The organism is Microbulbifer sp. VAAF005 (genome assembly GCF_030012985.1).
Lineage (GTDB): Bacteria > Pseudomonadota > Gammaproteobacteria > Pseudomonadales > Cellvibrionaceae > Microbulbifer.
On sequence record NZ_CP120233.1, the window covers coordinates 358,203 to 370,160 of the forward strand.

Below are 11,958 nucleotides of genomic sequence, written 5' to 3' on the forward strand. Positions count from 1 at the left end.
TTCTTAATACTTTTTTTCTGTTCGCTTCTCCTGAGCGAAGATCTTTCAACAGGGAAGCGCTGCATGGATAGCGCTGATAAAAAAGTTACCGGCTGGCTGATAATTATTTATTCAAATCCAATGCTGCCGGATTCGGAAAAATATAACCATTTCTATATGCAATATTTGTAAGTAAAGTTCTAAGCATGACATATAGTGTGCTCAGTTCTTTCGGTCTGTAGATAAAACTCTATTTTTTCTCCGAATATTTTAAGTTTTTCACTAGTGCTGTTGTCATTGTGGACAATTGATATGTATCTGGATTTTCTTAAATCTTTCAATCCACGAGTGAATTAATTGTTTCTGTGGCCATCTTGGCCGACGGCTGGTTGTCTATGGTTATATGTTGGTAAACATCGGTAGCCCCATTTAATACTCAGAAACCAATCTGTTATTTAGACAAGTCATTTATTGGTTTCGCAAATGTTGATGTCAGCCGTAAGATTTCCTCGGCCTGTGGTTCTATTGCTGTAATCCTATAATTGGTACGCAAATAAATTGTGATAGCAAATATTGAGACCGGTGAGTTCAGGTAGTTGTTTTAGCGGCCATCATGATTAACAATAGTGCCAGCGATATGTACACAATAACTTTGGCAATAGCTAAAAAGAAATAAACAACAATAATGTAGTGGGTGTACGCATATGGAACTGGTAGCTTTGCGCCGGGGCTTTAAGCTCTTGTCCCTGGTTTTGATACTAAATGTCATTCAAGGATGTTCTGAGCCTCCGCAGGATAGTGAAAAAAACCGGGCATTTTTGACCCAAAGAGCGCTGTCTCTTGCGCCCGCTGATCCGGAAATCGCTGAAATATATACTCGCACTTGCCGCAGCTGTCACAGCACTGGTGCCAGTGCCGCACCCCTTACCGGAGATTTAGCCAACTGGAAGCCTCGTATGGAGAAGGGGATGGATGTGTTGGTGGAAAATGCTATCAATGGGTTCCAGGGTATGCCGCCACTAGGCCTTTGTTTTGAGTGCTCCCCCGAGCAGTTTGAACAGTTGATTGTCTTTATGGCTACAGCGGAGTAAAGGATATGGGGTTCAATCGTCGCCAGTTTATTAACTCTATCGCGATCGGCTCCGCATCATTAGCGGCCGCGCCTATCTCATCAGTTGCACGCACCTTATTGCAAGCTGCAGCCCCACCGACAAAAAAAGCGGGAGTACGGTGGCGGAACTGGTCTGGTTCACAAGAGTGTCTGCCGGCCCATCGCCTGGCACCCAAAGATATTCCTGCACTGCAAACGATAATTGCGGAAGCGCAAGGTACGGTCAGGGCGGTAGGTGCGGGTCACTCCTTCACTGCACTGGTACCCACTGACGATACAATTATTTCATTGGGCCGCATTACCGGTGTCGCCGACCACGATTCTGACAAAGTGCAGGCGACGATCTACGCCGGCACCCGTGTAGCAGACATTGGCCAACCCTTAGAGGATATCGGTCAAGCGCTGATTAACCAACCAGATATCGATGAGCAGACTTTAGGTGGTTGCCTGGCAACCGCGACCCATGGAACCGGTGCAGGCTTGGGTTGTATGTCCAGCTATGCAGCGGGTATGGAACTGGTGACCGCAGGAGGGGATACGCTCTGGTGTGATGGTGAGCAAAACCCCGAGGTGTTCGCGGCAGCGCAAGTATCCCTTGGCAGCCTGGGTATGGTGACCAAGGTGCGTATGCAGAACCAGCCCAGCTACCGTTTGCGTCGTGAATCTTGGGTAGCGCCCCTGGAAGAGGTGTTGGATCAGGCTACAGCACTGGCAGAGGCCAATCGGAACTTTGAATTTTACTATATCCCGTTTTCTGGGATGTGCATGGCTGATTCCCACCAGCCGACCACAGAGGAAATCTTCTCTACGGAGCGGGAAGATACTAATGAAGCAGTAATGACCCTGAAATCTGTGCGGGACTGGCTGGGTTGGTCACCGAAGTTGCGTCAGTTTGCGCTGCAAAATGCGATGGAAGATATCGAGAGAGAAGTCGTTGTCGAGTCCTCCTGGCGGAATTACGCCAGTGAGCGAAACGTACGTTTCAATGAAATGGAGTACCACTTGCCCCGCGAGGACGGTTTGAAAGCCTTCGCGGAAATACGTCGAACGATTGAGGAAAATAATCTGGATGTTTTCTTCCCTATCGAGGTGCGTTTCGTTAAAGCTGACGATATCTGGCTGAGTCCGTTTTATAAGCAAGATTCCGTATCCATCGCCATACACCGCTACTTTGAAGAGGACCACCTACCACTGTTCCAGGCCATTGAGCCCATTATGCGCAAATATGGGGGCCGCCCGCACTGGGGCAAGTTAAACAAGCTACAAGGCTCGGACTTTGCCGAGCTCTACCCTCAGTGGCAGGATTTTCTTGAGGTTCGCCGAGAGCTAGACCCCAGTGGTAAGTTCTTAAACCCTTATCTGAAAACGCTTTTTACCTGAGCAACGCTGCTCAGCAGTGAACCCTCAAAGAGGAAAGCACAATGGATATCAAGCGACGAAAGCTAATACTAGGTGGGGTCGTGTTAGGAGCGGCGGCAGGTGTCGCCGTTCTTCGCCCTAAAGCGCAAGGGCAGGGAGGGCACAGAAAATACTTCTCCAGTGTTTCTAAAGCTCTGGATAATGCCGGCTTTTCTGGTCCCACCTTAGTCGTAGACCTGGAAAGTCTGCAAAAGAACGCCGATATATTAGCCGGCCACCTCAGAGGTCACTATGACTACCGGGTAGTGGCTAAATCTTTGCCCTCGCTAAACCTGCTGGACGCTATTACTCAGCGAACAAATACTAATCGCATCATGGTATTCCAGCTGCCATTTCTACAGCAACTGGTTAAATCTTATCCAGTGAGTGATATTTTGCTGGGTAAACCTCTCCCGATTACTGCGGCAAAGGCCTTTTATTTTGGCACTAAGGCGGAGCATTTTGATCCTACGCGGCAGTTACAGTGGCTGGTTGACAGCCCCCGCAGACTTAATCAATACGCCGATCTGGCACGATCGCTCAAACAATCCTTGCGAATTAATATCGAGATTGATGTAGGCCTACACCGGGGTGGCATTGCCAGTGCGGAAGATCTCTCCGCGATGCTCGGTATCATTCAGCGGGAACCCTATTTGGAATTTTCCGGTTTTATGGGTTACGACGCCCACGCCGCAAAAATGCCAGGTGTTCTCGGTGGACCTGAAAAGGCAATCACTCGGGGGTTGGATATTTACCAAAGCAGGGTGGAGCAAGCTAAGATCCAGCTGGGAAGTGCATTCCCGAAGGCGGCCACTTTGAACGCTGCCGGTAGCCCAACCTACCAACTGTACAAATCCCGAGCAGACCGGGCTCCCTGTAACGAGATTGCCGCTGGCTCGTGCCTGGTTAAACCGACGGGCTTTGATATTCCCACCCTGTCTGATCATTTGCCAGCGGCGTATATCGCAAGTCCGGTATTGAAAAAATTGTCACAGACACAGATACCCGGCATAGAAGGGCTCACCGGACCCTTTAGTTGGTTGAACCCAAATCGGGAGCAAAGCTTCTTTATATCTGGCGGCTATTGGAAGGCGGAGCCTGAATCACCAAAGGGCTTGTCGATCAATCCCATCTATGGCCGCTCCAGTAACCAGGAAATGCTGAATGGCTCCAAAAAAGTGTTACTGAATGAAGACGAGTGGGTCTTCTTAAGGCCCACTCAAAGTGAGTCCGTGTTCCTGCAGTTTGGTGATATTGCGGTCTACAGCAAAGGCGAGATTGTGGACCTTTGGCCGGTATTAGGTAACGCCTGAAATACACAGTTTGAATTATGGGCCACTACAGAGTGGGCTGAATAATACACAACCCAAACAGTGGGCAATTAGTAAGTCTTGGAGATACCGATGATCTTTGAAATTGTTTTGGTGTTAAACACAATTTGGTTTCTAATGGGGTTTAATGTCTTCTCTTTGCGAAATCATATATTTGCCAAATTGCTGGTACCCAGGGAAAACAGAGATACCCCCGTGTTTAATATCTTGGCAGAATCGGGAAAATTTCTGGGTGGTTTTAACCTCTCATTGGCGTTCCTCAATATACTACTGCTAATTAGCCCCTCAGTATTTGCTACGGATGTGCAACGCGCTACGTTGCTGCTGGCCTTTGCTGTCACTCACGGAACACAATTTATTTACAATGTCCCGGTAGCCCTACAAAACCGAAAAGGTGAAGGGCCGTGGCAAGTTAAAGGCGTGATGCGTTTTATCTTTATCACTGACTTTATAATGATGTCACTGAACCTAATAGCCGTACTTTGGATACTCCTTTGAATTTTAAACCCTGTGAAATTCGGTCACGCTGCATGTTGCGGCCGATAATGATCAGCATGCTAAATCCTAGATTGCCAACATAAGTGACACACGCCTGCCCGCTAGAAATTCTAGTGGGCACAAGTAATTTAGAATCTTTCTTGGGCGGGTGTTTATTCGGAATACTGCATCGTCAATACGGCTTTTGGGTATCTTGTCAATTTCATACCTTGCTGGAAGAAACATTTCAGTAGACCATTCGTATTTTCGTTCAATCCACGCTCCCAAGAGTGATAATGCTTTGCCAAATATATTTGGCACCCCATTTTCTGTGTAATCGATCCTAGATTCCCACATTAACCGATAAATAGGGAGTTAAATCGCCGATATTTTAGTGGTCACTCTTAGAGTCCTCTTCTTTGACTTGAGTGTTGAACAATATGCGATTCAGTGGGAGTGATAGGATAGGCCGCTTACTAGGTTTAGCTGGTAGCTAAAATTAACTAACCAAGTGGTACTTAAATTGGGCATGCAAATACCTTAGGCATATTAGACAGAACAAAATGACTAAATATCAATAATATGTTAATATTTTGTGATTTTCTAGAATGCTTATGGGTAGCCTACGAGTATCTGGTAGTAATTGAGATGGATGAGGGCTGGCGATGTCGTACGATCCTGTGATCTGGTTCAGGATATCGAAAAGCTCATCCTTGAAGTATCATTTGGGTTTATAGAGTATGAGAATTCTAAAGGTTTTGGTCATATCGGGTTCGATTCTGTCCACTGGTTGTTCAGTTTTTCTTGGAGAGCCGGACACGAGGGTTAAGCGATTTGGTGATTGGGAACTTTGCACAAAGCTGGCCGATAAAACTTTTAAATATCATTCTCAATGGCACTGGGCTATAGCCAATGAGATTAAGGCTAGGGATCTGGGGACTTCACAGAGATGTAAGTCAACGTATACCGCAAGGATGAATCGTTTTACAGCTAGGAGCGTGATTAAGTCTGTTTCATTTGAGGATGCTTTGAACCATAACTTTGAGTAGTTCCAAGATGTGCCAGCTATCAAGCGTTCTTTAATTGTAGTTGCCGATGGCTGGTAATAACTGCCACATGGACTTGTGCACCTCTGTCAAATCAAGTTACTTAAAGCACGTGATTGGATAGCATTATCAAGTCTTATGCTGGGGAGTAGGGCGGTGTTGTTGTTTCAACAGCATCCGCTAGTGTGGATTGTTGGTGTACTGAAAGTTACATCTCCGCCAGCTTCTGAATGTACTTTATCAATAGCTGAGATATGGCTGCATACAAGTACGTTCTTAGCTTTGAGGACGGGATTGGCAGCTTGGTTAAGGCGTGCTTTCTTCGGTTGCAATGGTCTTATTATATAGTTGGAGGTGGTCTGCAATGATGAAATTTAGATCATTAATTAATTGCGCAATTTTTTTTTGCGCTAAAAGTTTGATTATGTAAGCTTATTGGAAATAAAGCCTTTCCTAATTACCACTCATGCTAAGCCAATTTTTAGTAACCTTTCCGGCATCGGCGGCGTCCGAAGAGAGACGTAAACCAGTCTTGGAATGAGTGCCGATAAATCAAACCTCCGATTAAAGCGATATTGAAATTCTGCCAAATAGCGCTGTGCATATTTCGGTCTAATAGAATGGTAAGTACTACGCAGTGCACTCTTTAAATTACCAAGTACCGTATTTACCCAATAGAACTCAGGCTCTTCAACAGAAGCTCTGCCACCACCACAAACAATTTTGTCATGCACACAACCGGCCTCCTTAATGGCATTGAAGCATGGAAGACCATCTGAGATGACTGTGCTGCCACTACAAAGGGATTTTTTACTCCAGGTTGAAATTTCACTGCTTTTGAAGCCCTTGATAATTGAGAGCTTAATACGGGTTGGATGTCCCTCCTTGGTTGTTTCAACGGCAGCTACAAAGGGAGTTTTACCCTTGGCTCCGCGCCCCGGTTTGCATCCAGTACGCTCACCACCGAGATAGGCATCATCTAGTTCAATAAAACCGGATAGTTTGTATCGCTGGTCTCGCTCCATCATCACTTGCATGAGTTTCTGCTTCATGCGCCATGCTGCGTTGTAAGAGATGCCCAGATGTCGAGATAGCTCCATACAGGAAATACCCTTCTTATCCTGTGTAATCAGGAAGATACCGAGAACCCAGGTGGTAAGGGGGAGCTTCGTAGAGTCAAAAATCGTACGGGAGGTAATCGATGTCTGACGTCGACACCGGTTACATTGCTTAAGCTTGCGATAAGCGAGGTCGCAATGCTTGTCATGTCCGCAGTGAGGACAACTAAAGCCATTGGGCCAACGCCATCGCGACAGCGCATCGAAGCACTGTTCCTCGCTGCCGTACATTTTGAGGAATTGGATCAAACTAATCCCCTTCTGAAACTGTACCTTGTTGCGAGCCATGCTGTATTCCCTTGCAGATCAACGAGATATCTGTATTTATATACAGTTAAGATTGACTTAGCAAGAGTGGTAATTAGGAAGCCTTTTGTACCTCTGCCGCTAGTGGCCACCCTGAAGGGTTATAGCTTCTGGATTGCTCTTCTCCAAGTTAGATGTTTAATTTCATGCACTAGCTGCAGTTGCCTATTGCTGTGAGCTAATCATCTTATAGCCTCATGATTAGCTCATTTGGGATCTTAAATCGTGGTTTGCCTTTGGTGTGCTATTTAGCTGCCCCATTTCAATTTAATATGTTCATCTGGGGGGCGAAGGTAAATAAAATTATTCCTAAACAAAAAATACAGGGATAGTTTGATAATTACGTATGTATTTAAGGCCCAGGTATGTTTTGGAAACTTCTTAAATGGACTTAAGGAACCTCTGGACAATTCCGTGATGCCTCCGGTTTTTAAGACGGTTCAGAATCAGGGTGTGGTTATACAGGAATGTTCAGATCTATCAAGCGGTCGCAATACAGGGGGCGCGTTGAAAGGGCCCGCAGTGATATTACAGAATTCTTCAGCGGTGCCTTAAATACCCTTCTATCGTCCATTTAGACTGTTGTAGATAAAGTCCACACAGAGTTTTATCTTGGGGATTTGATATTTACCGCGTTCGTAAAGCAGGAAAACTCCCAAATCGCCACCGGGGCTAACTGAAACTTTACCTTCGCAAGGAACTTGTACCAGCTCTCCTGATTCGAGATAGTTGCAAATACTCCAAGAGGGCACACAAAACATGCCGCGATGATTTAGCGCGGCTGCTGTTAGGGCCTTACCATTATTGCTAATCACCTTTGGGGACAGTTTCAATGGCTGCCACTGACCGTCAGTGAGCATATACCACTCAATGACTCCCCGTGGCCCCCGGTATTGCAAGCTGGGAACAGACTCAATCGCTGACTTGTTCAAGGGGCGGTCGTGTTCCAGGTTTGCGATAAATTGTGGTGTGGCTACGAGAGAGAATTCATTACTAGACAGCCGCTTAGCAATAACATGCTCATCAGGTGCAAACCCCCCGCGAATTGCGATATCAACCGGGTCCTTTCCCAGCTGCGACAAGTCGTCGTTATAACTTAAGTCAAATACGATATTGGGGTAATGCTGTGAGAACTTTTCCAGTACGGGTGTTAAGTGCTGCTCCCCATAAGTTGGAAGGCAACTGATGCGAATCAGCCCACTGGGCGCTTCAAATGTCTGGCTGACTAGCTCATCAGCTTGTTCGAGCTGGCGAATAGCCTTAGTGACCATGGAGTAGTAGAGTTTGCCGAGTTCCGTCACCTTGACTTGCCGGGTGCTACGTTGCAATAGCTCGACCCCTAAGGAGCGCTCAAGGTCCTTAACTCGGCGGGATATCGATGATGCAGGTACCTCAAATTCCTCAGCAACTGCAGTGAAACTATTCAGTTCTACCACGCGCTTGAAGTAACGCAACGCTCTGATTTTGTCCATAATCGACTTCTCATAGTCTCTAAGTAGCAAAATTCACTCCTGATTATTGCCAAATTGACAAAAGACTTATACCCAATAGTGCCTGTTTTTGTGTCTGCGCCATGGGCATTATCGCCCTCAACGTGTGTTGAACTGATTGTTAGGATGACCAATGAAAGCTTTGAAAATGACTCGCTATGGGGATATTGATACTTGTCTAGAGCTTCAATCTGCTGAGATACCCATCCCCCAACCTGGTGAGGTACTGGTTCGCGTACATGCGGCCAGTGTAAATCCAGTCGATAATATGGTGCTGCGCGGAGAGCTTAAGTCGGTGCGCAAAGAGGTATTCCCGGCTGGTGTAGGGAGAGATGTCAGCGGTGAAGTTGTGGCTGTGGGGAAAAATGTAGCGGGGTACAGTGTAGGCGATCAGGTTTTTGCCCGAGTGGGGGAGGATCATGTGGGTACTATTGCCGAATATCTCACTATTGATACTTCGCACTTGGCAGCAAAACCTGAAAACTTGTCGCACTTTGAAGCGGCGGGTATTCCGCTTGTGGGGCTGACATCATATCAATCTCTGATAAAAGTAGCGGGCTTGAAATCCGGTGAAAAAGTGCTGATCCATGCGGGATCAGGCGGTGTTGGTTCTATGGCAATCCAATTAGCGAAGTCCGTAGGTGCCTATGTAGTAACGACAACAAGTACTGCAAATGTAGACTGGGTGAAAGGGCTAGGGGCTGACCTTGTGATTGACTACAAGAAGGAAGACTACCTTCAATTACTATCTGATATGGATGTCGTGTTCGACACTTTGGGCGGCCAATATACCTTGGACGCATTTAAGGTCCTGAAAACAGGGGGGCGTGTCATCTCAGTCAAAGGGGCTTTGGATCCGCAGACTGCTGAAGAGCTTGGGCTGAGTTGGTTACTCCGCAAAATATTGGCACTTAAATCGCGAAAACTGATGAAGGCCGCAAGAGCAAAATCGGGGCTTTATCGGATGGTTATTATGGAAGCTAATGGAGGGCAGTTGAGTAAGCTTGGGAATCTGTACCGGGAGAATGTTCTTTTTCCGGTGATAGACCAAGTCTATTCTTTAGAACGGAGCAAGGAAGCATTCGCATATCTCGCTTCAGGGCGTGCAAAAGGTAAAGTGATTATATCTGTGGGTGAAATTCATTAACTGATGATTGAAATGATCGATAAGTATCGGCGTTGCTTTGAAATATAAAGACGCGCTGAATCTTAGCGGCTTTTGTGCCTACCATACCTTGAATCAAATGCATCATTGAGGTTACTTTTATTGGTTGCCAGTTTTTATTCAGCATAGTGGTTTTCGTTGGGTATTTTATATTGACCTTAAGCTGGAAGAGCTCGCTGAACGGTAGTTGGTTTATGGTTATGGTATTTGGCTCGGTGGTTAGTATTGTTGCAATGGCTATCCAATTGAATGGTAGTTCATCATTTTATCCAGACACTTGGAGTCGTCCTCTTTATTTTGGGTTTGTGAAATTTCTACTCAAAGGGTGGTAGTAGAATTGCCGATAGAATGTAGTTTTGGAATGTTGAAAAGAGTTAAACATGAGTTTGAGAAATCAACCTGACAGTTACGGTTCGGTAGCCAAGTGGCTACATTGGTTAACGGCCATATTATTTTGGGGTTCCTATATTTCTGTGTATTACCGCCACTGGTTTACCCAGGAAGAGACGCCAGCGAATTGGACCGCCTTGCAGCTGCACCTTTCAATTGGTGTGACTATTGGGGTGCTCGTTATTCTCAGGATTGTCTGGCGCCTGACAAATCCACCACCACCGGTAGAGCCGGGAACCTCCCTAGAGCACTTTGCTGCCCATAGTGGCCATCTTCTACTCTATCTGATTATGGTCATTACCCCACTGACTGGATATATCGGTACCGGAGTAAATACAGACTACTTTTTTCTATTCGAGATTCCTAAGTTTGAGAGCACCCAAGCTTTTGTGGCGATAGTTCAGGATCGAATGGGGCTAACCTTTGAAGAGTTTGAGAAGCCTGTGGACTTTATCCATAAGGAGATTCTAGGGCAGTGGGTGGTGTGGATCTTGATCCTGGGGCACGTAATGGCCGCTCTTTACCATCACTACATCAAAAAGGATCGGACTTTGCTAAGGATGACCGTGACTAAAAAGTCATAGTTCTTGCGCTAATTTTGGCAGGAATTAGTGGTAAATAGGCATTGAGTGCCAAATCCAGACATTTTAATCTCGAGTTTTTGCAGCTCCTGTAGAGCTGTGCACTTGGACTTGAGGTGGGTGTTATATGAGGTATTTGGTCCTTGCTTTGATTCTATTTCAAATGGGGTGCATACCTGAGTCCAAACTGTATCGAATCGCGCAAGTCGAAACAGTCCCTCAGCCTACTTGCCAGCCTGCGCTGGCAAGTAGCACTCATACTGCTATCGGATCAGCTCCTACTTAAGCTGCCAATCTCCGGAGCCCCGGTTTTGTGTCTGGGCAAACCCAGTGAAACCAGTGCGGTTAACAGAAGAAAAGCACTGGAAATAAGTAGGCAAGCCACCAACCCCTGAGTTTGGAATACCCACCCCGAGAGCAGTGTCCCTAGTAATCGCCCAGCGGCATTTGCCATATAGTAGAAGCCCACATCCATAGAGACGCCATCTTCCCGAGCATAAGCAACTATCAAGTAGCTGTGTAAAGATGAATTTACGGCGAAGAGTACAGCAAACATCAAAAGTCCACCCAGTACGGCGAGCTGTGGACCCCCCTTTATATAATGCGATTGCGATTAATGCGGGCACTGCAGTGAGCGCTATTGCCCAGAATAGTGCGGTTCGACCATCCGGAGCCTGAGCTGAACGTGCCGTCGTGACCTTTGGGGCCTGGGTTTGCACTATGCCGTATCCGATCACCCAGGATGCCAGGAAGGTACCTACCTGCCAGTGGCTCCAACCGAACTGGCTAGCCAGGAAAATCGGTAGAGCTATAACAAACCAAACATCCCGGGAAGCAAACAAGAGTAAGCGCGCGGCCGACAATATGTTGACTGCGGGACTCTTGGAAAAGATATCTCTAAATCGGCTTTTTGCTTTGGCTTTCCCTAAGTCCCGCTTAAGAAATTTGAGACTCAATATCCAAACTATTCCAAGAGCTAGGGCCATCGATGCAATCGCGCCTTGAAAGCCAAGTGAGGCGAGTAGGGCACCGCCGAGAAAGAAGCCCAAGCCTTTTAGCGCGTTTTTCGAACCGGTAAGAAGGGCGACCCATCGATATAAGGTGCCACTGGCCTGATCGGGCACTAGTAACTTGATTGAGCTCTTCGCACTCATTTTATTCAGGTCTTTGGCGATACCGGAAAGGGCTTGGGCGGCCATAACCAAGGGGACCGAGAGATACTGACTGGGTGCCAGCAGCATGGAAAGAGCAACAACCTGTAAGGCCAGTCCCAAGTTCATGGTCCGGTTGAGTCCAATCCGGGCACCGAGCCAGCCGCCGACAAGATTAGTGACTACGCCAAAGAATTCGTAGAAAAGGAAAAGCAAGGCTATTTGCAAAGGGCTGTAGCCGAGTTCGTGAAAGTGCAGCAGCACCAGCATGCGCAGAGCGCCGTCAGTCAAAGTAAATGCCCAGTAATTGCCTGTTACCAGCAGGTATTGGCGCACTGGCGACGATAAATTGTGAAGAAACTGCATGATCTTGTTCTGTGTACTGCTACTTACTAAAAGTGGGAGGAAAAAATAT

The 11,958-nt window shown here is 46.7% G+C and carries 9 protein-coding genes; 6 read left to right on the forward strand and 3 right to left on the reverse strand.

Annotated features, from left to right (window positions below; all coding sequences use genetic code 11):
• Positions 1-683: 683 nt before the first annotated feature.
• The 4 genes from P0078_RS01565 to P0078_RS01580 all read left to right on the forward strand — a co-directional run bounded on the left by P0078_RS01565 (position 684) and on the right by P0078_RS01580 (position 4,317).
• On the forward strand, positions 684-1,070 hold the full coding sequence (locus P0078_RS01565) for a c-type cytochrome (RefSeq protein WP_282932724.1): 387 nt from the start codon (positions 684-686) through the stop codon (positions 1,068-1,070).
• A 5-nt stretch (positions 1,071-1,075) separates the two neighbouring features.
• Entirely contained in the window at positions 1,076-2,470 is a 1,395-nt protein-coding gene (locus tag P0078_RS01570; protein WP_282932725.1) for a D-arabinono-1,4-lactone oxidase, read from the forward strand.
• A 41-nt stretch (positions 2,471-2,511) separates the two neighbouring features.
• Positions 2,512-3,801, forward strand: coding sequence for a DSD1 family PLP-dependent enzyme (locus tag P0078_RS01575; RefSeq protein WP_282932726.1), 1,290 nt, complete (start codon positions 2,512-2,514; stop codon positions 3,799-3,801).
• A 90-nt stretch (positions 3,802-3,891) separates the two neighbouring features.
• Positions 3,892-4,317, forward strand: a complete 426-nt coding sequence (locus P0078_RS01580) for a hypothetical protein (RefSeq protein ID WP_282932727.1) — start codon at positions 3,892-3,894, stop codon at positions 4,315-4,317.
• Positions 4,318-5,806: 1,489 nt separating this feature from the next.
• Here P0078_RS01580 and P0078_RS01585 read toward each other — a convergent pair.
• Both P0078_RS01585 and P0078_RS01590 read right to left on the reverse strand, forming a co-directional pair.
• Complete coding sequence (locus tag P0078_RS01585) at positions 5,807-6,748, reverse strand: IS1595 family transposase (RefSeq protein ID WP_282932588.1); 942 nt, start codon at positions 6,746-6,748, stop codon at positions 5,807-5,809.
• Positions 6,749-7,329: 581 nt separating this feature from the next.
• A complete protein-coding gene (locus P0078_RS01590; protein ID WP_282932728.1) occupies positions 7,330-8,238 on the reverse strand; it encodes a LysR family transcriptional regulator in 909 nt (302 codons plus the stop codon).
• 151 nt (positions 8,239-8,389) lie between these two features.
• On the opposite strand from P0078_RS01590, the gene P0078_RS01595 reads away from it, so the two are divergent.
• The gene (locus P0078_RS01595) at positions 8,390-9,403 is read left to right on the forward strand and encodes an NADP-dependent oxidoreductase (RefSeq protein ID WP_282932729.1); all 1,014 of its coding nucleotides are present in this window, start codon (positions 8,390-8,392) and stop codon (positions 9,401-9,403) included.
• 398 nt (positions 9,404-9,801) lie between these two features.
• Positions 9,802-10,395, forward strand: a complete 594-nt coding sequence (locus P0078_RS01600; RefSeq protein ID WP_282932730.1) for a cytochrome b — start codon at positions 9,802-9,804, stop codon at positions 10,393-10,395.
• 275 nt (positions 10,396-10,670) lie between these two features.
• On the opposite strand, the gene arsJ is transcribed toward P0078_RS01600, so the two are convergent.
• Positions 10,671-11,909, reverse strand: a complete 1,239-nt coding sequence (arsJ, locus tag P0078_RS01605) for an organoarsenical effux MFS transporter ArsJ (RefSeq protein ID WP_353057035.1) — start codon at positions 11,907-11,909, stop codon at positions 10,671-10,673.
• Positions 11,910-11,958: the final 49 nt, after the last annotated feature.

What these genes read in the sequence shown, in the direction of transcription:
- P0078_RS01590 (WP_282932728.1), bottom strand. Translation starts at nt 8,238, where the DNA reads ATGGACAAAATCAGAGCGTTGCGTTACTTCAAGCGCGTGGTAGAACTG.
- arsJ (WP_353057035.1), bottom strand. Translation starts at nt 11,909, where the DNA reads ATGCAGTTTCTTCACAATTTATCGTCGCCAGTGCGCCAATACCTGCTG.
- P0078_RS01585 (WP_282932588.1), bottom strand. Translation starts at nt 6,748, where the DNA reads ATGGCTCGCAACAAGGTACAGTTTCAGAAGGGGATTAGTTTGATCCAA.
- P0078_RS01575 (WP_282932726.1), top strand. Translation starts at nt 2,512, where the DNA reads ATGGATATCAAGCGACGAAAGCTAATACTAGGTGGGGTCGTGTTAGGA.
- P0078_RS01565 (WP_282932724.1), top strand. Translation starts at nt 684, where the DNA reads ATGGAACTGGTAGCTTTGCGCCGGGGCTTTAAGCTCTTGTCCCTGGTT.
- P0078_RS01595 (WP_282932729.1), top strand. Translation starts at nt 8,390, where the DNA reads ATGAAAGCTTTGAAAATGACTCGCTATGGGGATATTGATACTTGTCTA.
- P0078_RS01570 (WP_282932725.1), top strand. Translation starts at nt 1,076, where the DNA reads ATGGGGTTCAATCGTCGCCAGTTTATTAACTCTATCGCGATCGGCTCC.
- P0078_RS01600 (WP_282932730.1), top strand. Translation starts at nt 9,802, where the DNA reads ATGAGTTTGAGAAATCAACCTGACAGTTACGGTTCGGTAGCCAAGTGG.
- P0078_RS01580 (WP_282932727.1), top strand. Translation starts at nt 3,892, where the DNA reads ATGATCTTTGAAATTGTTTTGGTGTTAAACACAATTTGGTTTCTAATG.